Source organism: Nocardia sp. CA-136227, assembly GCF_050955695.1.
Classification (GTDB): Bacteria; Actinomycetota; Actinomycetes; order Mycobacteriales; family Mycobacteriaceae; genus Nocardia.
Genome location: NZ_CP192081.1, coordinates 478,821 through 498,724, shown reverse-complemented (window position 1 = coordinate 498,724; position 19,904 = coordinate 478,821). Strand labels below are relative to the sequence as shown.

Sequence of the window (19,904 nt, the reverse complement as noted above, 5' to 3'; positions counted from 1 at the left end):
AGTTGATCCTCTGGTTATACGCAAAGCGTATGAATAAACCACTGCCGCCCGGGTCGCACGAACACCCGGACGGCAGTCGAATCGGCGACTAGCGGACACTAGTTCTTAGCGGCGGCCTTGTTGTAAGCCTCGGTGATGTCAGCGGAGATACGACCACGGGCGGACACCTTGTGTCCATTCCGGCGAGCCCATTCGCGAATGGCCGCGCTTTGTTCACGGTCGATCGAGACCCGGTTCTTCGGTCCCGCGGCCGGAGCGCCGGCCACCTTGGTGCGACGCCGTCCGCTCGTGCGCCGAGCGGCCGAAACCCAAGTCTCCAGACCCTCCCGAAGCTTGGCCGCATTCGCCGTCGACAAGTCGATCTCGTACGAGACGCCATCGATAGCGAACTCGATGGTCTCGTCCGCGATGGACTCACCGTCGACATCGTCGATCAAGCTAACGGTGACCTTCTTTGCCATGAGATGAACGTCCTCTCGAAATCGTGCGACCCACATAGTCAGGCCGATTACCCGACGCCAGAATACCGCTAATTCCGATAGTCCCAGAACAGGCCCCGGAAATGCAATCCGGAGAACTAACGGGCGGCCGGCCGCACAATTGGAAAGAGTATCGTTTCCCGGATTCCGTGGCCAGTCAGGGCCATCAGCAAACGATCGATACCCATGCCCGTTCCCGTTGTGGGGGGCATACCGTGCTCCATCGCGGCGAGGAAGTCCTCGTCCAGGCGCATGGCCTCGTCGTCACCGGCCGCCGCCAAACGCGCCTGATCCATGAATCGTTCCCGCTGGATCACCGGATCCACCAGTTCCGAATAGCCGGTGGCCAGTTCGAAGCCGCGCACGTACAGGTCCCACTTCTCGGTAACCCCGGGCTTGCTCCGATGCTGACGGGTCAGCGGCGATGTCTCCACCGGGAAGTCGCGCACGAAAGTCGGGGCATAGAGCTTGTCGCCGTAGACGTGCTCCCACAGTTCCTCGACCAGTTTGCCGTGTCCGTAGCCCTTACCCTGCGGAATTTCCAGACCGACCCGATCCGCGAGCGCCAGCAATTCCTCGACGGAAGTTTCCGGGGTGACCTCGGTACCGATCTGCTCGGACAGCGACGGGTACATCTCGACGGTCGCCCACTCGCCGGACAGATCGTATTCGGTGCCGTCGGCCAGCGTCACCACCTGCGTGCCGTAGACCTCCTGCGCGACTTCCTGGATCAATTCGCGCATCATCACGGCGGAATCATCGTAGGTGCCGTACGCCTCGTAGGTTTCCAGCATTGCGAACTCGGGCGAATGGGTGGAGTCCGCGCCCTCGTTGCGGAAGTTCCGGTTGATCTCGAAGACCTTCTCGATGCCGCCCACCACGCAACGCTTCAGGAACAGCTCCGGCGCGATGCGCAGGAACAGCTCCATGTCGAGCGCGTTGGAGTGGGTGGCGAACGGACGGGCCGCCGCGCCGCCGTGGATGGTCTGCAGCATCGGGGTCTCGACCTCGAGGAATCCCCTGCGCTCCATCGCGTTTCGCAGCGCGCGCACCGCGGCGACGCGGGTGCGGGCCATCTCACGCGCCTCCGGGCGCACGATCAGGTCGACATAGCGCTGCCGGACCCGGGACTCCTCGTTCATCTCCTTGTGCGCCACCGGCAGCGGGCGCAGCGACTTCGCCGCCATCTCCCACGAGTCGGCCATGACGCTCAATTCGCCACTGCGCGAGGCGATCACCTCACCGTGCACGAACACGAAGTCACCCAGGTCGACATCGGCCTTCCAGGCCGCCAGCGACTCCGCGCCGACCCCGTTCAGGCTGATCATCGCCTGCAGCTTGGTGCCGTCGCCCTCCTGCAGGGTGGCGAAACACAACTTGCCGGTATTACGGACGAAAATGACGCGACCCGCGATCCCGACCGTCTGACCGGTCTGGGTATCGGGCGCCAGCTCCGGGTACGCCGCCCGAATTTCGGCGAGCGTGTGGGTGCGATCCACCACCACCGGATAAGCCTCGCGGCCCTCCCCCAGCAACCGCTCCCGCTTCTCCTGGCGAATCCGCATCTGCTCGGGGACGTCATGCTCCACCGCGGGCGCCGCGGCACGCTTTTGCCCAGCGGAAACAGTGATGCTTGCAGAAGAAGAAGAGGGAGGGGTGCTCACGGGTACCCAGCCTATCCTGCGGCGGAAACCTTTTTCACTCCCCCGCCTCCCCGCGACTCCAGCGCCCGACCCGGGCAGCGTCGACCGTCTCGCACGCGTGCCAGCGGTCGAGTGCCGAAACAATTTCGGCCGTACCCGACGAGTTACCCCGCGCGGCACGAAATCAGTCGGCAACTCCGCGATCGAAAGCTACAGCCACGCCAGGGTGGCGACCTCGCGTTCGAAGTGCGGCGCCGAGGCGGCGACGGTCAGCAGACCGGCGGCCTTCAGCGCCTGATATCCGCCTTCCAGGTCGGTGGCGCGGCGCAGGCCGAGCTGCTGCAGCGAGGCGGCGGCCAGGCTGGAGGTGTAGCCCTCCGAGCAAACGACGATCCATTCCACGTCGTGGTGCTCGGCCATTGCCAAACGCGCGGAACTGGACGGATCCAAACGCCATTCCAGCACATTCCGCTCGATGACCAGCGCGCCCGGCAGGGTGCCCTCGCGCAGGCGCTGCGCCTGCGGGCGAATATCCACCAGAATCGCGCCACGGGCGATGGCCTGCGGCAATTCGATCGGGAGCAGGCGACGCAGCTGCCGGCGCGCCTGGGCGAGCATGCCGTCGATCGTCATGTGGGTCATTCGAGTTCGCCTTCGGGCTGGTCGGTGAGGACGGAACGGGTGCGCCGCAGGGTGCCGTGGCCGGTGACCTCGTAATAGGACATGGCCGTCAGCGGCGGGGAATAGGCGTGCACGCTCAGGGTCGGATTCAGCGGGCCGGTGATGCCCGCCTCGGATTCGGGGGCCCGCACCACGTCGTGCACCCAGCCGAGCGGGAAGGAGGCCTGGTCGCCGGCGGTGAGGGTGCGGCGGCGCAGGTCCCGGCCGTTCCAGCGGTATTCCGAGAGCGCGCCGGACAGCACGGTCAGCGCGCCCAGCGAGCCCGCGTGGTCGTGCAGTTCGGTGTACTTGCCCTCCACCCAGCTGATCAGCCAGACGTCGACCTCGTCGTCCGCGACAAGCCTTGCGGCCCAGCGGTTCTCGGTGGGCCACAGGCCGCCGTCGGGCAGCAGGTGATCGTAGCGGCCGTCCAGCACGTCCTGGGCGCCCTCATCGGTCAGGCGCAGCAGGTCGGCCGGACGCAGCCGGGTGGGCAGGGCGGAGGCGGTGGCGCGCTCGGTGACCTCGGGCAACAGGCCCGACGTGGCGGCGGCACGCGAATCGACAGGTAAGGAAAGAACAGAGGAACGCATGAGCGCATCTCCAAGAAGTGTGAAAGTGGCCGGGGGCTATACGAAGCCTCGACGACCGTCGAGGCGAATCAGCCTCGACAACACTCCTGGGTGCTCACACGGAAATACACGAGGGCGAGTTTAACAGCGGATCGCCGGGAATCACCAGGCCCCCCGGCGACGACTGCGTCACTTTTATTCCGCCCGGTCGGTTCAGGGCCGGGTGCGGCGCGCCTGATTGCGCTCGTACACCAGCCGCAGGCCGTCCAGGGTCAGGTTCGGCTCGTGATGCTCGATGGTCTCCGACTCCGGCACGATCAGCGGCGCCGTCGCACCCGTCGCCACCACCGCCACATCGTCGCCGGAGAAGGCGTCGATATCCCGGATCCGGTCGATCAGGCCGTCCACCAGGCCCGCGAAACCGAAGATGGCGCCCGACTGCAGGCACTCCATGCTGTTCTTGCCCACCACCGACCGCGGACGGGTCAACTCCGCGCGCCGCAGCGCGCTGCGGGAGATCAGCGCCTCGGTGGAAATCTCCACACCCGGCGCGATACTGCCGCCCAGGAATTCACCCTTCGCCGACACCAGGTCCACACAGATGGCCGTCCCGAAATCCACCACGATGGCCGGGGATTGGAAACGGTGATATGCCGCAAGGCAATTCACGATCCGGTCCGCGCCGACCTCTTTGGGATTGTCCACCAGCAACGGAATACCCGTGCGCACACCGGGTTCCACGAGCACATGCGGCACGTGACCCCAATAGCGCGAGAGCATCTCGCGTAGCTCACGCAGCACCGGCGGCACCGTGGACAGCGCCGCGACACCCACCACCTGATCGGCGTCCGCGCCGATCAGACCGCGCACCTGCAGCGCGAACTCGTCCGCGGTCAACAGCGGATTGGTGTGCATCCGCCAGCGCTGGGCCAGCTTCGCGTGCTCCCCGCTGCCGGAGAACAGGCCCAGCTCGATGCTGGTATTGCGGACGTCGATACAGAGCAGCATGCCCGCCCCGCCGCTCAGGCCATCGTGAGCGAACGCGGCGAGATCAGGTCCGAGCCCTCCGGGGCGTGCGCCGGATCGGTGCCCAGCTCGATCGGGCGATTGCGTTCGTCGACGAAAACCACGTGCGGAGCGTAGTTCTCGAGCTCCTTCGCGTCCATCATGCCGTAGGCGATGAGGATCACCAGGTCGCCCGGGTGCACGAGATGCGCTGCCGCGCCGTTGATTCCGATCACGCCGGAACCGCGCTCACCGGCGATCACATAGGTCTCGAGGCGGGCCCCGTTGGTGATGTCGACAATGCTGACCTTCTCACCCTCGAGCAGGTCGGCCGCATCGAGCAGGTCCTGGTCCACGGTCACCGAACCCACGTAATGCAGATCGGCGTGAGTCACCGTGGCGCGGTGGATCTTCGACGTCATCATGGTGCGCAACATCGTCGTCGCCTTCCTACTGGGTCGCCTGGGCAGGCTGGTCGGGAACGGTGGGCAGGCCGTCGAGGGCCTGTCCGACGGGAACATGCATGTTGTCGATCAAGCGGGTGCTGCCGATCCGGGCCGCGATCAGCAGCCGGGCATTGCCGGTCGGCCACGCCTCGGAGAAATCGGAGCCGCGCAAGGTCAGGTAGTCGACCTCGATATCGGGCGCCGTGTCCAGCACCGACTGCGCGGTCTCCAGCACGGCCTCCGGGCCCTTGCCGGCCGCGTGCCGGCCGGCCAGCAGCGCGGCCGACAGGGTGGTGGCCAGCTCACGCTCCTCGGGGTTCAGGAAGCGGTTGCGCGAGGACAGCGCCAGACCGTCGGCCTCGCGAATGGTGGCCGCGGGCACCACCTTCACGTCCATGTTCAGATCCACCACCATCTGGCGGATCAGGGACAGCTGCTGGTAGTCCTTCTCACCGAAGAACGCCTCGTGCGGCTGACAGATATTGAGCAGCTTCGACACCACGGTCAGCACGCCGGAGAAATGACCCGGCCGGGTCGCGCCCTCGAGGATGTCGCCGTACGGACCGGCCTGCACGGTGGTGCGGGGACCGAACGGGTACATGCTCTGCGCGCTCGGTGCGAAGACCAGCTCCACACCCTCACCGCGCAGCAGCTCCACATCCGCGTCCAGGGTGCGCGGGTACTTGTCGAGATCCTCGTTCGCGCCGAACTGCAGCGGATTCACGAAGATCGACACGATCACGGTGGTGTTGGTGACCTTGGCCAGCCGCACCAGCTCCAGATGGCCCTCGTGCAGCGCGCCCATGGTCGGCACCAGCGCGATCCGGCGGCCCACCGAACGCAACGCTTTCACGACCTTGGTCATGACGGCCGGATCGTGGTGCACGGTCAGCTCGCCGCGCTTGTACGTTCCGATCAGCTTGGGGTCCATCAGTGTCCTTTCTCCGGCCGGTCGGGGGCCTCCGTGGTTACGCTTCGCTGCCGCCTCCGGCCCTGACCGCCCGGCCGGGGTCCTTCCAACAGATCGATGAGAGCGGGATCGGTGCGGGCGCGCTCGGCCGCACGCAGCGACTGGGCCCGATAACCGGCGGCCAGGCGCGGATCCAGCGCCTCGAAAGCCTCCAGGTGCGCGGCCACCGCGGCCACGTCACCACGGGCGACCGGACCGGTCAACGCGGCCGGGCCGCGCCGCAGGGCATTGTCGAGAGCCGCCGAGGCCAGCGGGGCGAGCACGCGCTCGGCCAGGCCGTTCGGCTGATCGTCCACGATCTGCTGACCCAGCAGACCCGGACCGGACAGGGCCGCGCGCAACGCCTCCACCGCATCCACGATCAGGGTCACCAGATGGTTGCTGCCATGCGCGAGAGCCGCGTGATAGAGGGTGCGGTTCTCCTCCGCCACCCGCACCGGCTCGCCGCCCATCTCGATCACCAGCGACTGCGCGATGGCGTAGCCGATGTCGTCCGCGGCGGTCACGCCGAAGCAGGCGTTCGCCAGCCGGGCCACATCCTCGTCGTGCCCGGTGAACGTCATGGCCGGGTGAATCGCCAACGGCAACGCGCCCAGCTCGGTCAGCGGCGCGAGCACTCCGACACCGTTCGCACCCGAGGTGTGCACCACGATCGTGCCCGAGCGCACCGCGCGCGCGGCCGCCAAACCCGCGACCAGACCGGGCAACTCGCTGTCCGGAACGGCGAGAACCAGCAGTTCACTGCGAGCCGCCACCTCCTCGGCCGGCAGGATGTGGGAATCCGGCAGGCGCGTGGCGGCACGCCGCACCGAGGCGTCCGAAATCGCGGACACCCCGAAGACGACATGGCCGGCACGCTCCAGTGCCACACCCAGTGCTGAGCCGACGCGTCCCGCCGAGACGATTCCCACCGTCAACCGTGCAGGCGCAGGATCGGTCCCGCAGACATCCTTGTCCGAGGTCACTTCGTCCTCTCGAAAGTCGTTCCAGTCCCGCCATGCGGGTACCGGACGTTACGAGAGCGAGAATATCGCCGCCGATTCGCCAGAGCTACCCAGTGTGGGATAGGCAACTCTCGCGGCGCGCAGGGGCACTGCTAGTTGCTGCTCTCCGACTTCAAGTTCGCCATGATCTCGGCGACCGAGAGGCGCTGGGTGCCTTCGGGGTCGGCGCTGTCGTCGCGGCGACGGCGGCGGGAGGTGGCGCGGCCGACGGGGACCGCGGCGGCGGGCTCGGGGACCAGGCGCGGGACCGGGGTGGCGGTGCTGTCCTTGCCGTTGTCGGTGGCGTGGCCGTTGGTGGCGGGTTCGGGCTCCGGAGTTTCGGCGGGGGCGGCCGGGGCCTCCGGGTCGGCGGCCGGGGGTTCGGGGGCCGGGTCGGCGGCGCGTTCGGCCTCGTAGTCCTGACGCATGGCGTCGGTGATGATCGAGGTTTCGGCGGTGACCGGGTCGTCGAAGGGGGTCGCGAAGGCCGGGGGCTCGGGGTGCGAGGGGTCGAATTTGGGCGCGATGCGGGCGCGCGGATCGTCCTCGTCCTCGGCCTGATCGGGGGACGACCACGGGTCCCAGGGGTCCGCGTTCGGCCAGTTATCGTTCGCCGCTTCCGGAGCCGTAACCGTGTCGCCACCCGGAAGTTCTTGGACCCGAACGGCATCGGCGCGCAAGGCGGGGCGCTCGGAGGGCAGATCGCCGTCGAAGAGGCGCTGCAGGCTCTCGCGCAGGACCGTCAGTTCGGCGCGCAGCGCGGCCATTTCCGTGGCGTCCGCGCCGACCTCGTGGCGGACCCGGGTCTCCACGCCCAGCTCGTATTCGCGGCGGGCAGCAACCTCGCGTTCCAGCTGCAGTTGGTAGACCTTCTGGAGGTCGCCCACTTTCGCCTTGTCGACGGCCGCCTCCCTGCGATAACGGGTGGCTGCTAGGGCGCCGATGGCGGCCGCCCAGAGCGCCGCGACCAGGCCCACCCGGATCAGGTGGAGGTTGTCACTGAAGACCAGGAAAACGCTGGCAACCAGTCCGAGGAGAAGCAGAAAGCCGGTGAAGAACTTTCCCGCATCCTCCCGGCGGCGACGGGAAGCACTGCTACGGGAGGGTGAAACCATGTCAGCCAGCGTAGCGTGATCTTCCGGGCACGTCCCCAACCTTGGCGATGATCAGCATCATTACGTTAGCTATGAAGTAGCTGCCTCATCGGGCGGCTCGATGGGCGCGCGACAGCAATACTCCAGCCACAACGCCGCCGCGACCAGCGCGATACCGCTGACCAGACCCACCACGGTGCCCGGCGTATCCGCGGTCGCCGCACGCAGATCCGAATGCATGGCCAGCCACACCAGGAAACCCAGCCAGATCCCGCCCACCAGCGAGCCCACCTGCGCCGACGCCTTGGCCAGCGCCACCGCGCGGGCCGCCGTGATCGGATGCAGCTGCCCCGAACCGGGACCGATCCCGTGATTGTCCTTGCGCTGCCGAATCACGAAGGCCAGCACCACCTCCAGCAGCGCCACCGGCAGCAGCGACGCACCCGAGAACACCGAGATCGGCGGAAAGCTGGAGTACGCCACATTGGTAGCGATCCACGCCACCACCGCGGCCAGCAGCACGTTCGCGCACAGATCGAGAATGCGAGTCGGCTTCACCGCGGCGCCCAGCCCAGCGTCAACTCGGTGCGGCGCACGCCCAGCACCTCGGCGCCGTCCAAGGCGGACAGCCACTCTCGCAGCGAGCGCAGCGCCCCGGCCGCCTCCAGCTCCGCGTCCGGCTCCACCTCGAGCCACGGCACCAGCACGAACGCGCGGTGATGCGCCTGCGGGTGCGGCAGCGTCAGCACCGGATCCAGACTGCGCACCACGGTCCGGCCGTCGCGGCGGCGCTGCTCGGCGGACACCACGTCCACGTCGAGAGTGCGCGCCCCCCAACGGACTTCCCGGACCCGGCCCGCGGCCTGCTCCAGCTCCTGCCCGAGGCGTAGCCAGTCCGAGGGCTCCAACGCCGGATCGTCGGCCACCAGCACCGCATTCAGATAGTCCTGCTGCGGCACCCCGCCCCAGGGCGGCGTCGAGTACACCGACGAGACCGCCACCAGGCGCGGGCCCAGCGCCTCCACGACACTGCGCAGATGCGCGAGCCGGTCGCCGAGATTGGATCCGATGGACAGGACTACGCGGGTCACCGCTACTCCTCCGCTCCCTCAGGGTCTGCTGCGCGCCGGCGGGACGTGACTACACGGACGTCTTCGAAGGTATGCGGAATCGGCGCGAAAGGCTTGTGCAGCACCACTTCCAGCGCCTGGATGCGGGAATCGGCCATCACCTCCTCGGCGATGTTCGAGACCACCGTCTCGATCAGGTCCTTCGGCTCGCCCGCCACGATGGCCACCACCTGCTCGGCGAGCTCGCCGTAGTGGATGGTGTCGGCGATGTCGTCGGATTTCGCGGCGGCCGAGAAGTCGGTCCACAGCGTGAGATCCACGACGAACTCCTGGCCGTCGCGCTTCTCGAAGTCGAACACCCCGTGGTGGCCGAAGACGCGCAGGCCGCGCAATTCGATCCGGTCCCCGCTCACCGCCGCTGCCCCGCTTCCCGCCGATACCGCTCCCGCAGCCGCCGCGCGGCCCGGGTGGTGGCGTCCACCACCGAAATCGCGTCGAGCGACGACCGCACGTCGTGCACCCGCACACCCCACGCGCCGTGCTCGGCGGCCAGCGCCGAGATCGTGGCCGTGGCCACCTCGCGGCCGTCGGGCGGACGCGGGGTCTCGCCCTCGGCCAGCAGCGCGCCGAGGAAACGCTTGCGGGAGGCCCCGATCAGGATCGGGATCCCGGCGTCCATCATCTCGGTCATGCGATAGAACAAGCCGCCCAGCAACTCCCAGTTGTGGTCGGAGTTCTTGGCGAAGCCCAGGCCCGGATCCAGCACCAGCTGGTCCAGGCCGACGCCGCCGGCGAGCGCGAACTCGACCTGCGCCTCGAGTTCCTCCCACACCTTCGACACCACGTCGTCGTACTGCTCGGCGGGCCCGGCGTGCCGGTAGTCGGCCTCGGCGCGCCAGTGCATGAGGATCCACGGAATCCCGGACTCCGCGACCACTTTCACCATGTCCGGGTCGGCGCGACCGCCGGACACATCGTTGACCATGGTCACGCCCGCCGCGATCGCCGCGGCGGCCACATCGGCCCGCATGGTGTCCACGCTGGTCGGCACGCCCGCCGCGGCCAGCTCGCGGATCACCGGAACCACCCGCGCCGCTTCGGTTTCCGGATCGATCCGGATCGCGCCCGGCCGCGTCGACTCACCGCCGACATCGACGATGTCCGCGCCCATCGCGTACAGCTCGAGCCCGTGCGCGACCGCCAGACCGGGATCCAGGTAGCGGCCGCCGTCGGAGAACGAATCGCTGGTGACGTTCACCACGCCCATGACCACGCACGAGCGGCCCCCACGAGGAACAACCAGTTCGGCCCCCCGCGTACCGCTCTCGGCCATGGTCAGCGCGCTCACTTTCGGAGGATGAGGTCCAGGGCCTCGGCGCGCGAGGAGGCATTGCTCTGCAGCATGCCGCGCACGGCCGAGGTGGTGGTGGACGCGCCCGGCTTGCGGATGCCGCGCATCGCCATGCACAGGTGCTCGGCCTCGATCACCACGATCGCGCCGCGCGGATCCAGCTTCTCCATCACCGCGTCGGCGATCTGGGAGGTGAGCCGCTCCTGCACCTGCGGGCGCTTGGCGTAGAGGTCGACCAGGCGGGCCAGCTTGGACAGACCGGTCACCCGGCCGTGCGGGCCGGGGATGTAGCCGACGTGCGCGACGCCGTGGAACGCCACCAGGTGGTGTTCACAGGTCGAGTACATGGGGATGTCGCGCACCAGCACCAGTTCCTGGTGCCCTTCCTCGAACGTGGTGTTGAGGACGTCGGACGGATCGGTGAACAAGCCCGCGAACATCTCGCGGTAGGCCCGGGCCACCCGGGCCGGGGTATCGGCGAGACCGGGACGGTCCGGGTCCTCGCCGACCGCGATCAGCAGTTCGCGGACAGCGGCCTCGGCACGGTCCTGATCGAACGGCCGACCGGTGTCGCGCGCGATCGGGCCGGATACGACACGATTGTTGGTGGCCGACAATCGACACCTCCTGTGTTGACTTGCCGCACATACAGACGCGGCCTGGACGCGGTCGCCGTGCCACTCGGGCGAGTTCCTTCGCGTGGGCAATCGCCCCGCGAACGAACTCGCCCGAGCCGGGCCGCGAACCCCTAGAGCGTATCGGGACCGCGGTCAGCGACGACCGTTCGGTCCGTCCCAACCGTTCTTCTCGTCCTCGTCATTCCCGGCGGCGGCGGGCGGTGCGGCCGGGGCCTCCGGCGGCTGATAGCCCGGCTGGTACTGACCGCCCGGCTGATACCGCTGGTTACCCGCGGGCGCCCAGCCGCCGTACGCGCCGCGCGGCTGCGGGGACTGACCCTCGTCCTCCTGCGGCGGCCAGCCCGGCGCGGACCAGCCGGCCGGAGCGCCGTAGTCCGGACGCGAACCGTGCGTGGGCGAGCCGTGGCGCGGGTAGGCCGGAGCCTGCGGCGCCGCCGGGTAGCCCTGCGGCGCGGGGGCGGGATAGCCGCCGCCGTACTGCGGCTGCGCCCCGGCGTAGGCCGGATCCGGGTACCCGTTGGCGGGCTGCGCCGCCGGGCGCGACTCCTCCTCCGGGAACGGCTCACCGCGTTCGGCGGCCAGCTCGCGCGGCGTCTTCACCGGCGGGCGGTCCGAGGGCTTGCGCTCACCGAAATCGTTGAAAGCCGTGATGCGCGGCCGCTTCTCGACGGTGGCGAGGATGGTCTCGAGGTCCTTGCGGTGCAGGGTCTCGCGTTCCAGCAGCGCGGTGGCCAGCGAGTCCAGCTCGTCGCGGTAGTCGTTGAGCACCGACCAGGCCTCGGTGTGCGCGGCCTCGATGAGGTTGCGCACCTCCTCGTCGATCTCGCGGGCCACCTCGTGCGAGTAGTCCGAACCCATACCCATGGACCGGCCCAGGAACGGATCGCCCTGCTCCTGGCCGTAGCGGACCGCGCCCAGGCGGGCGCTCATGCCGTACTCGGTGACCATGGCCTTCGCGGTCTTGGTGGCCTGGTCGATATCGGACGACGCACCCGTGGTCGGCTCGTGGAACACCAGTTCCTCGGCCGCGCGACCACCCATGGCGAACACCAGGCGGGCGATCATCTCCGAGCGGGTCATCAGACCCTTGTCGTCCTCGGGCACGGTCATGGCGTGGCCGCCGGTGCGGCCGCGGGCCAGGATGGTGACCTTGTAGACGGGCTCGATATCGGGCATCGCCCAGGCGGCCAGGGTGTGACCGGCCTCGTGGTAGGCGGTGATCTTCTTCTCGTGCTCGCTGATCACCCGCGACTTGCGGCGGGGGCCGCCGATGACGCGGTCGACCGACTCCTCCAGGGCCGCACCGGTGATCACGGTGCCGTGCACGCGTGCGGTGAGCAGCGCGGCCTCGTTGATGACGTTCGCCAGATCCGCGCCCGACATGCCGACCGTGCGCTTGGCCAGACCGTCCAGGTCCGCTTCCGGCGAGATCGGCTTGCCCTTGGAGTGCACGGCCAGAATCGCGCGGCGGCCCTTGAGGTCCGGGTTGCCGACCGGGATCTGCCGGTCGAAACGGCCCGGGCGCAGCAGCGCCGGGTCCAGGATGTCGGGCCGGTTGGTGGCCGCCATGATGATGACGCCGGTGCGCTCACCGAAGCCGTCCATCTCGACCAGCAGCTGGTTCAGGGTCTGCTCGCGCTCGTCGTGACCGCCGCCCAGGCCCGCGCCGCGCTGGCGGCCGACCGCGTCGATCTCGTCGACGAAGATGATGCAGGGGCTGTTCTGCTTGGCCTGATCGAACAGGTCGCGCACGCGGGAGGCGCCGACACCGACGAACATCTCGACGAAGTCCGAACCGGAGATGGTGAAGAACGGGACGCCCGCCTCACCGGCAACGGCCTTGGCCAGCAACGTCTTTCCGGTGCCGGGCGGGCCGTAGAGCAGCACGCCCTTGGGGATCTTCGCGCCCAGCGCCTGGTACCGCGCCGGGTTCTGCAGGAAGTCCTTGATCTCCTCGAGCTCTTCGATGGCCTCGTCGGCGCCCGCCACATCCTGGAACGTGGTCTTGGGCATGTCCTTCGACAGCAGCTTGGCCTTCGACTTGCCGAAGCCCATCATGCCGCCGCGGCCGCCGCCCTGCATGCGCGACATCACGAAGATGAACAGGCCCAGCAGGATCACCATGGGCAGCATGAAGAGCAGGATCTGGCTCAGCCACGAGTCCTGCTTGACCGAGGTGTTCACCTTGGCGCCGGAATCCTGCGCGGCCTTGAACATCTGCGCGGACACCTCACCGCCGCCCGGATACTTGGCGAGCAGCTTGGTCTCGCCCTTGGTCGCGTCGGTGGGATTCTTCAGCGTGATGCGCAGCTGCTGTTCTTTGTCGTCGATCTGAACCGATTCGACATTCTGCTTGTCCTGCAGCTGGGACAGCGCCACCGAAGTATCGACGCTATGCCAGCCGCGCGTGTCGTTGCTGAAATAGCTGACCAACCAGATCACGAGCAGAAAGCCCGCGACTATGGCCAGGTTGCGGAACACATTCTTGCGGGTCATAGAGCGTCGGCCGGAGGCCAGTCCTTTCCGGGGGGTGTATCCGGTTGCCTGCTGTGCTTTCGGGGCACGCCCGTTCCGGCGAACGGATGCGGACATGCCACGGTACCGCGTACGGTCTAGTCGTTACATCGCGCAGTTCGGCAGCTAGTGCAGTTCAACAGGTAAACGGCTGGAGAACGCGGGTGGTTCCCCGACCACTTGCGGCAACACGTCGGTTCGATCACCCCCTGGTGTCGGACCTCGTGGTCACAATCATGGCATGGTCGTTACATCGTGAGTGGCGACACAACAGAGCGCAGGGGGTATGGACATAGTCGAGCTACGGACACCCACGGCGATTGTGCGTCATGGCAACGGGCGGTTGACGGTGCTGCGACCTGGAACGGACGGCGAGCGCGTGCTCGACGTGCCGGTGAGCGACCTGCTGAAGGTGCGTTTGAACCGGCGCGCCGATGACGCCGTCGTCATCGAGATCTACCTCCGCTACCCCACCCCGGTCCTGACCGGAGTCCCCGCCGACCGGACCCCGCTGCCGGTGCTCATCGCCGAACACGATGTGCCCGCCGCGACCGTCATCGTCGAGCGGATCAACAACCAGATCCTGGCCACCCAGCGGCTGGACGTGGCCGCCCCCGATCTGACCCCGCCCGCGCCCTCCTGGGGCCGCGGCGGACCCGCCCGCGCCGACGTGGACCGCGCGGTGCGGCGCATGGCCCCCAAGCGGGACGCCAAGCCCGCGATCGCGGCATTGCAGCGGTTCGTCACGCCCGACGAGTACGTGCTGGAGACCGCCCTGGTCACCGCGCAGGCGCCCGCGCCCAAGGCCACCGGCCTGCTCGCGGTCACCACCACGCGGCTGATCTTCGTGGCCCTCGGCTCGGGCAAGCGTTTCGCCCACGAGCTGCCGATCGCGACCCTGCTGTGGGCTCGCACCACCGACGACGAGGACGCGGCGGACTCGGCCCCGGGTGAATACGGTTTCGAGGTCAGTGACGGCAATCTGATCTGGAATTTCCTCGGCACCGATCGCACCGACACCGATCGGGTCGCGGGCGCGTTGAATTTCGCCATTCAGCGCGAGGTCGCCGACGGCGCGGCCGGGCCGGCCGATCCGGGTGTGGCGAAGCTGTACTCGGAGTGGGAATTGCTGGTCGAGCGGCATTCGCTCGGCATGGTCGACGACGCGCAGTTCCAGCGCTACGGCCGCGGAATTCTCCGGTCCCTGCCGGACTAGATCGACACGGCCGGAACCGAGGCAGGGTTTGGGGGCGAATGGCCCCCGAACCGGGGTTGTTATTCGTCCGGCTGCAGCGTGATCCGCCGCCACGGGCTGGTCGGCCGCATCCACAGGCGCAGCAATTCCATGCGCCGGTCCACGCCGCCGGATTTCAGTTCCGCGAGGTCCTCGCAGGCCTGCCAGTAGGTCCACCCGGCCAGGTAGGCGTCGCCGAATTGCCGCCAGTTGCGGTATTTGCGCTGGGCCGGGGGCAGGGCCCGCATCAGGTAGTCCCAGGCGACGTCGGCGTCGAGGTAGCCGGCGGTGTAGGCCATGCGCGCGACGGCCACCACCCGGGCCAGATCCCAGGCCTGGATATCGGTGGGCAGCGGGCGGACCAGGTGGTCGGTGAGACCGAGTTTGATGGCCTGCGACCAGATGTCGTAATCGCGGACCAGGGCTTCGGGATTCTCCATGCCGCGGAAGGATCCGACCTGGCGTAGGAACGCGCGATGACGATCCGCGCGTTCGCCGAAGCGGTCGCGTTCAGGGGAGTTGATGGCCGCCATGACGAGCGGATGCACGAGCGCGTAGAGCGGGCCGTGCATGCCGTCGAGCAGTTGTTCCATCGATGCCATGGCCTCGGTGCCGTCGGTGATGCCCCAGGCGCCGGTGAGGGTGTCGATGGCAAGTTCGCGGCGATCACCCAGGGGGTGGTCGCGTTCGGGTCCGAGCAACAGCGCGTCGTGGAAGGCGTCCCAGCGCGCTGAATAGAAGCCGCCGAGCGCCAGTGCGCGCAGTTCGTCGTCCGAGACCTGCGCACCGGACCAATGATCGTCTTCGCGCTGGTCCAGCTCCGGATAGGGAAATGTGGTCAGCGTGGGTACGTCGCGGGCGGGCATAACCCGATTGTTCCCCATCGATCTTGGAGTGGCCGCCTATTCGCCGATCGCGTCTGCCACACCCGTCGCGGCGGGTGCGAATAATCGGCAAACCATTCGGTCCGTAATTTCAGCGAACCCGGCACGACACAGTCACGCAATTGTCTGAATCTTGCCCTGTCACAGCGGGTAATCCGACGCTAACCTCTGGGGGCATGAGTGGGAACATCACCCTGCTGCGCGGACTCACACCGGCCGCCACCGAGCAGGAAATCTATGCCGCCGCACAGGAATACGTGCGGAAAGTCGGCGGGGTGTCGGGATTGACAACGACTACCAAGACGGCGGTGGACAAGGCGGTCGCCGCGATCGCCGCCGCCACCACCCAATTGCTGGCCGAATTACCGGAACGCCGGGCCTCGGAGGGCGAACCGCCCACCCGTCGCCGGGCCGCCCGGGAGGCCATCGCGGAGGAGGCGAGCTGAGGCTCGCCGAATCACACGCCGTACACCGCCACGCAGTCGAGCGCGATCTCCAGCCGAGGTCCGCGCTGGTCGAGTGAGTGACCGAGTAGTTCTTCTATGCGCTGAATGCGGTATCGCACCGTGTTCTTGTGCACGCCGAGCGTTTTCGCGGCCGCGTCGGGGCTGCGCCGGGCTCGGAGATAGGCATGCAAGGTTTCGCGCAATCGCGCCGACTGCGGGTCGGGCGCGGCGAGTGCGCCCAGTTCTCGTTCGATGAGCGATCGCATCGCGGCCTCGTCGGTTCCCGCCAGGTAGGCGACCTCCACCTCCGAGTAGTGCAGCACCCGCGGCGTACCCGGCCGGGCCCGTTCGGCGACCTGCCGGGCCGCGACCGCCTCGCGGTGGCTGGCCCGGAATCCGGCGGTGTGCGCGGCGGGCACGCCGACCGCGACGCGCACGGGCGCGTCCACCGACCACACCGGATCGTCCGGCCCGGGAATCGCCGGGCCGGACACTCCGTCGCCGTCGACGCCGATCCAGGCCCACAGCGCGGTCGCGCCGGAGGGCACGGTGAGCAGGCTGCCGTTGCCGAGCGTGCCCGCGAATCGGGCCACGATCCGGTCGAGCCGGCCCACCGCCTCGCCACTGCCGTCGGACGGCAACGGCGCGGCATCCTCGTCGGTCCACACCACGAGCGCCAGATGCCGCTGGCCGAGCCGGTATCCGAGCCGGGCGGACGCGCTCTCGGTGTCCACGTCGGCGCCGTCGAGCAGGCTGCGCACGATCTCGGCGCGCTGGGTGAGGGCGGCACGCAGACCACGTTCGCGTTCGGCCATGTAGGTGTCGGTGAGGGTTTCGACCGAGGTGCTGACCCAGCGCGTGGTGCGGTCGAAAAGCCGTAGCAGCAGCGATCTTTCGATATCGCGCGGCAGCTGCCGCTGTTCGAGCACCTCGGTCATGTAGTCGATGCAGGCTTCCTGGCCGAGGTGGTACACGCGCAGCAGCAGGCGCACGTCGTAGCCGCGGCGGGCGACGGTGCGGGCGAAGGCGTGGGCTTCCTCGGGGACCGGGTAGTCGAAGCGGTCCTGGGTGAGGCCGCTGAGCACGGCGACGGCGTGGGCACGGCTACTGGCGGCGAGGTCGCGGCGCATATCGCGGTCACGCAGTTCGGGGATGCGGGCGATGATCGCGTTGTCGAGGCGGGTGACGACCTGTTCGAGGGTTTCGGCGGGCAGGGTCTCGGCGACGAAATCGGCGATCCATTGCCGGATCTCGGCGCTGTTCAGCGTCGTCGTCACGGGGCACCTCCCGGGTTTGTACTCCGAGCACAAAACCGACCGGAACTATTGACCCGATTGGCCAAGCATGGGCTCGCGAAATTGTGTCACGATCATAGTCCGGTGAGCTGGCACACAGCTCGCCATCGCAACGAAGCGCATGGGGAGAGGCACATCGTGACCAATACCGAACCCGCCGCGGGCACCGCTCGCAAGACCGGGACCCGCAAGGCAGCCGGGACCGCGACCAAGGCCGCCCCGCAGCCCGAGGCCCCGAAACCGGCCACCGAGCTCGAGGTCCGCAACCCCGCGACCGGGGCGCTCGCCGGGACGGTCCCGATCGACTCGGCCGACACCGTCGCGGCCAAGGTCCACGAACTGCGCGCGCACCAGCCCGCCTGGGAGGCCCTGGGCCCCGACGGCCGCAAGGAATGGCTGCTCAAGCTCCAGGACTGGCTGGTCGACAATACCGACCACCTGGCCGACGTGCTGCAGTCCGAGACCGGCAAGGCCCGCGTGGACTCGCTCATCGACCCGGCCTTCTCGGTCGACCTCACCGGCTACTACGCCCGCCGCGCCGCGAAATTCCTGGCCGACGAACACCCTTCGCCGCACAGCCCGCTGGCCCGGGTCAAGCAGCTGACCACCGTCTTCCGCCCGTACCCGGTGGTCGGCGTGATCACCCCGTGGAACTTCCCGCTGGCCATGCCGGTCATCGACGTGATCCCGGCGCTGGCCGCCGGCGCGGCGGTCATCCTCAAGCCCTCCGAGGTGACCCCGCTCTCGGCCGTCGAACTGGCGCGCGGCTGGCGTGAGATCGGCGCGCCCCCGGTGTTCGAGGTCGTCACCGGCGCGGGCGAGACCGGCGCGGCCGTGGTCGGCAACGCCGACTACATCCAGTTCACCGGTTCCACCGCCACCGGCCGCAAGATCGCCGCGGCCTGCACCGAGCGGATGATCCCGTTCAGCCTGGAGCTCGGCGGCAAGGACCCGGCCATCGTGCTGGCCGACGCCGACCTGGACCGGGCGGCGCACGGCATCGCCTTCGGCGGGCTGTTCAACGCCGGGCAGGTGTGCATCTCGGTGGAGCGCGTGTACGTGGAAGCCGCTGTCTACGACGAGTTCCTGGCGAAGCTGACCGCCGCGGTCAAGGAGGTCCGCCAGGGCGTGGACGGCCGCAAGCCGCAGTACGACATGGGCGCGCTGGCCAACGAGAACCAGGCGCAGATCGTGCAGCGGCACGTCGAGGAAGCCGTCAAGGCGGGTGCGCGAATCACCACCGGCGGCAAGCGGACCGGCGTCGGCACCCTGTTCGAGCCGACCGTGCTCGCCGACGTGGACCACACCATGACCTGCATGACCGAGGAGACCTTCGGTCCCACATTGCCGGTCATGAAGGTCGCCAACGAGGCGGAAGCCATTCGGCTGGCCAATGATTCGATCTACGGCCTGTCCGCGTCGGTGTGGTCGGGCGACAACGATCGCGCCGAACGCGTTGCGCGCCAGCTGAACGCGGGCGCGGTCAATATCAACGACGTGTTCGCCAATATGTTCAGCTTCGCGCTGCCCATGGGCGGCTGGGGTCTGTCCGGCACCGGCGCGCGCTGGGGCGGCCCCAACGGCGTGCGCAAGTACTGCCGCCAGCAGGCCATCACCAAGCCGATCCTGCCCACCATGACCAAGGAACCGCTCTGGTTCCCGTATTCGCCGCCCAAGCTGATGTTCGCCATGAGCGCCATGCGAGCCGCGGGCACCCGCGGGCTGCGGCGTCTGAACGTGCCCGCCATCGTCAAGACCGTGCGGGGGCTGTGATGACCGACTTCGGAACCATCGCCGGCAAGGTCGTGGTGATCACCGGCGGCGCGCGCGGCATCGGCCTGGCCACCGCCACCGCCCTGCAGGCGCTCGGCGCGAAGATCGCCATCGGCGACATCGACGAGACCACCGTCAAGGAGTCCGGCGCGGCACGGGATTTCGACGTCTACGACAAGCTGGACGTCACCGACCAGCAGTCCTTCGAGGGCTTCCTCGACGAGGTGGAACGCCGGCTCGGCCCGATCGACGTGCTGATCAACAATGCCGGGATCATGCCCACCGGACGCGTGGTGGACGAGCCGGACCAGATCACCCGCCGCATCCTCGACATCAATGTGTACGGCGTGATCCTCGGCTCCAAGCTGGGCATCGCCCGTATGCTGCCGCGCGGGCGCGGGCACGTCATCAATATCGCGTCGTTGGCGGGCGAGAGCCACATTCCCGGCCTGGCCACCTACAACGCCAGCAAGCACGCGGTGCTCGGCTTCACCGATACCCTGCGCGAGGAGTACCGGGGCACCGGGCTCGAGTTCTCCTCGGTGCTGCCCACGCTCACCAAAACCGAACTGGGCTCCGGGGTTTCACTGCCCAAGCTGATGCGCGCGGCCGAACCGGAGGAGATCGCGGACGCCATCGCCAAGCTGATCGTGGCGCCCAAGGCGAAGGCACGGGTCACCGCGGTGGCGGGGATCATCGCGCAGGCCGTCGGGCTGCTGCCGCAGTTCGTGGGTGACGCCATCGGGCGGGCGCTGGGTTCGCAGACCGCCTTCCTCGACGACGTGGACGGCGACGCGCGCAAGGCCTACGAGCATCGGGTGCGCGACTAGCTCACCGTAGGGTCGGC

Annotated in this window: 21 protein-coding genes; 4 read left to right on the top strand and 17 right to left on the bottom strand. The window is 68.5% G+C overall.

The features are described from left to right. Positions 1 to 98: 98 nt before the first annotated feature. The 15 genes from ACQP06_RS02300 to ftsH form a co-directional block, all read right to left on the bottom strand. Positions 99 to 461: a histone-like nucleoid-structuring protein Lsr2 gene (locus tag ACQP06_RS02300; RefSeq protein WP_357087475.1), complete on the bottom strand. Its 363-nt coding sequence runs from the start codon at positions 459 to 461 to the stop codon at positions 99 to 101. A gap of 116 nt (positions 462 to 577) precedes the next feature. Continuing rightward, positions 578 to 2,044 (bottom strand): lysine--tRNA ligase, encoded by a 1,467-nt coding sequence (gene lysS, locus ACQP06_RS02295; RefSeq protein ID WP_433673218.1) that lies wholly within the window; start codon positions 2,042 to 2,044, stop codon positions 578 to 580. A 288-nt stretch (positions 2,045 to 2,332) separates the two neighbouring features. Beyond that, positions 2,333 to 2,755 carry a rhodanese-like domain-containing protein gene (locus ACQP06_RS02290; protein WP_433594547.1) on the bottom strand — a complete coding sequence of 141 codons (423 nt, stop codon included), beginning with the start codon at positions 2,753 to 2,755 and terminating at the stop codon, positions 2,333 to 2,335. Positions 2,756 to 2,760: 5 nt separating this feature from the next. Beyond that, entirely contained in the window at positions 2,761 to 3,375 is a 615-nt protein-coding gene (locus ACQP06_RS02285; RefSeq protein ID WP_433670114.1) for a cysteine dioxygenase, read from the bottom strand. A gap of 192 nt (positions 3,376 to 3,567) precedes the next feature. Next, a complete protein-coding gene (locus tag ACQP06_RS02280) occupies positions 3,568 to 4,362 on the bottom strand; it encodes a type III pantothenate kinase (RefSeq protein WP_433670112.1) in 795 nt (264 codons plus the stop codon). Positions 4,363 to 4,376: 14 nt separating this feature from the next. Beyond that, positions 4,377 to 4,796, bottom strand: coding sequence for an aspartate 1-decarboxylase (panD, locus tag ACQP06_RS02275; protein WP_357087483.1), 420 nt, complete (start codon positions 4,794 to 4,796; stop codon positions 4,377 to 4,379). A 13-nt stretch (positions 4,797 to 4,809) separates the two neighbouring features. After that, complete coding sequence (gene panC, locus ACQP06_RS02270) at positions 4,810 to 5,736, bottom strand: pantoate--beta-alanine ligase (protein ID WP_433670110.1); 927 nt, start codon at positions 5,734 to 5,736, stop codon at positions 4,810 to 4,812. Further along, a complete protein-coding gene (locus ACQP06_RS02265; protein WP_433670108.1) occupies positions 5,736 to 6,740 on the bottom strand; it encodes a Rossmann-like and DUF2520 domain-containing protein in 1,005 nt (334 codons plus the stop codon). The genes panC and ACQP06_RS02265 overlap by 1 nt, the downstream gene beginning before the upstream one ends. 131 nt (positions 6,741 to 6,871) lie before the next feature. Beyond that, positions 6,872 to 7,873, bottom strand: a complete 1,002-nt coding sequence (locus ACQP06_RS02260) for a DUF6779 domain-containing protein (RefSeq protein WP_433670106.1) — start codon at positions 7,871 to 7,873, stop codon at positions 6,872 to 6,874. A 69-nt stretch (positions 7,874 to 7,942) separates the two neighbouring features. Further along, the gene (locus ACQP06_RS02255; RefSeq protein ID WP_357087494.1) at positions 7,943 to 8,410 is read right to left on the bottom strand and encodes a DUF3180 domain-containing protein; all 468 of its coding nucleotides are present in this window, start codon (positions 8,408 to 8,410) and stop codon (positions 7,943 to 7,945) included. Then, on the bottom strand, positions 8,407 to 8,943 hold the full coding sequence (folK, locus tag ACQP06_RS02250) for a 2-amino-4-hydroxy-6-hydroxymethyldihydropteridine diphosphokinase (RefSeq protein ID WP_357087497.1): 537 nt from the start codon (positions 8,941 to 8,943) through the stop codon (positions 8,407 to 8,409). Before folK ends, ACQP06_RS02255 begins: the two co-directional genes overlap by 4 nt. Before the next feature lie 2 nt (positions 8,944 to 8,945). After that, positions 8,946 to 9,335, bottom strand: coding sequence for a dihydroneopterin aldolase (gene folB, locus ACQP06_RS02245; RefSeq protein WP_433670104.1), 390 nt, complete (start codon positions 9,333 to 9,335; stop codon positions 8,946 to 8,948). Continuing rightward, positions 9,332 to 10,189, bottom strand: a complete 858-nt coding sequence (gene folP / locus ACQP06_RS02240; protein ID WP_433673217.1) for a dihydropteroate synthase — start codon at positions 10,187 to 10,189, stop codon at positions 9,332 to 9,334. Before folP ends, folB begins: the two co-directional genes overlap by 4 nt. 77 nt (positions 10,190 to 10,266) lie before the next feature. Next, positions 10,267 to 10,890, bottom strand: a complete 624-nt coding sequence (gene folE, locus ACQP06_RS02235) for a GTP cyclohydrolase I FolE (RefSeq protein WP_433670102.1) — start codon at positions 10,888 to 10,890, stop codon at positions 10,267 to 10,269. A gap of 153 nt (positions 10,891 to 11,043) precedes the next feature. Then, positions 11,044 to 13,407: an ATP-dependent zinc metalloprotease FtsH gene (ftsH, locus tag ACQP06_RS02230; RefSeq protein ID WP_433670100.1), complete on the bottom strand. Its 2,364-nt coding sequence runs from the start codon at positions 13,405 to 13,407 to the stop codon at positions 11,044 to 11,046. Positions 13,408 to 13,774: 367 nt separating this feature from the next. Here ftsH and ACQP06_RS02225 point away from each other — a divergent pair, with 367 nt between their 5' ends. Next, positions 13,775 to 14,641: a hypothetical protein gene (locus ACQP06_RS02225; RefSeq protein WP_433670099.1), complete on the top strand. Its 867-nt coding sequence runs from the start codon at positions 13,775 to 13,777 to the stop codon at positions 14,639 to 14,641. A gap of 59 nt (positions 14,642 to 14,700) precedes the next feature. Here ACQP06_RS02225 and ACQP06_RS02220 read toward each other — a convergent pair whose 3' ends face one another. After that, positions 14,701 to 15,525: a DUF1266 domain-containing protein gene (locus ACQP06_RS02220; RefSeq protein ID WP_357087511.1), complete on the bottom strand. Its 825-nt coding sequence runs from the start codon at positions 15,523 to 15,525 to the stop codon at positions 14,701 to 14,703. 194 nt (positions 15,526 to 15,719) lie between these two features. Between ACQP06_RS02220 and ACQP06_RS02215 the strand changes: the two genes are divergently transcribed. After that, positions 15,720 to 15,989: a DUF2277 family protein gene (locus ACQP06_RS02215; RefSeq protein WP_433670098.1), complete on the top strand. Its 270-nt coding sequence runs from the start codon at positions 15,720 to 15,722 to the stop codon at positions 15,987 to 15,989. Positions 15,990 to 16,000: 11 nt separating this feature from the next. Here the strand turns inward: ACQP06_RS02215 and ACQP06_RS02210 are convergent, their stop codons facing one another. Continuing rightward, a complete protein-coding gene (locus ACQP06_RS02210; RefSeq protein ID WP_357087514.1) occupies positions 16,001 to 17,266 on the bottom strand; it encodes a PucR family transcriptional regulator in 1,266 nt (421 codons plus the stop codon). Positions 17,267 to 17,422: 156 nt separating this feature from the next. Between ACQP06_RS02210 and ACQP06_RS02205 the strand changes: the two genes are divergently transcribed. Both ACQP06_RS02205 and ACQP06_RS02200 read left to right on the top strand, forming a co-directional pair. Further along, on the top strand, positions 17,423 to 19,057 hold the full coding sequence (locus ACQP06_RS02205) for an aldehyde dehydrogenase family protein (RefSeq protein ID WP_433670096.1): 1,635 nt from the start codon (positions 17,423 to 17,425) through the stop codon (positions 19,055 to 19,057). Next, positions 19,057 to 19,887 (top strand): SDR family oxidoreductase, encoded by an 831-nt coding sequence (locus tag ACQP06_RS02200; RefSeq protein WP_357087520.1) that lies wholly within the window; start codon positions 19,057 to 19,059, stop codon positions 19,885 to 19,887. Before ACQP06_RS02205 ends, ACQP06_RS02200 begins: the two co-directional genes overlap by 1 nt. The last annotated feature ends 17 nt before the right edge of the window (positions 19,888 to 19,904 follow it).

Coding starts and splice junctions, on each gene's coding strand:
- ACQP06_RS02300 (WP_357087475.1), bottom strand. CDS start 461: ATGGCAAAGAAGGTCACCGTTAGCTTGATCGACGATGTCGACGGTGAG.
- lysS (WP_433673218.1), bottom strand. CDS start 2,044: ATGCGGATTCGCCAGGAGAAGCGGGAGCGGTTGCTGGGGGAGGGCCGC.
- ACQP06_RS02290 (WP_433594547.1), bottom strand. CDS start 2,755: ATGACGATCGACGGCATGCTCGCCCAGGCGCGCCGGCAGCTGCGTCGC.
- ACQP06_RS02285 (WP_433670114.1), bottom strand. CDS start 3,375: ATGCGTTCCTCTGTTCTTTCCTTACCTGTCGATTCGCGTGCCGCCGCC.
- ACQP06_RS02280 (WP_433670112.1), bottom strand. CDS start 4,362: ATGCTGCTCTGTATCGACGTCCGCAATACCAGCATCGAGCTGGGCCTG.
- panD (WP_357087483.1), bottom strand. CDS start 4,796: ATGTTGCGCACCATGATGACGTCGAAGATCCACCGCGCCACGGTGACT.
- panC (WP_433670110.1), bottom strand. CDS start 5,736: ATGGACCCCAAGCTGATCGGAACGTACAAGCGCGGCGAGCTGACCGTG.
- ACQP06_RS02260 (WP_433670106.1), bottom strand. CDS start 7,873: ATGGTTTCACCCTCCCGTAGCAGTGCTTCCCGTCGCCGCCGGGAGGAT.
- folP (WP_433673217.1), bottom strand. CDS start 10,189: ATGGGCGTGGTGAACGTCACCAGCGATTCGTTCTCCGACGGCGGCCGC.
- ftsH (WP_433670100.1), bottom strand. CDS start 13,407: ATGACCCGCAAGAATGTGTTCCGCAACCTGGCCATAGTCGCGGGCTTT.
- ACQP06_RS02220 (WP_357087511.1), bottom strand. CDS start 15,525: ATGCCCGCCCGCGACGTACCCACGCTGACCACATTTCCCTATCCGGAG.
- ACQP06_RS02215 (WP_433670098.1), top strand. CDS start 15,720: ATGAGTGGGAACATCACCCTGCTGCGCGGACTCACACCGGCCGCCACC.
- ACQP06_RS02200 (WP_357087520.1), top strand. CDS start 19,057: ATGACCGACTTCGGAACCATCGCCGGCAAGGTCGTGGTGATCACCGGC.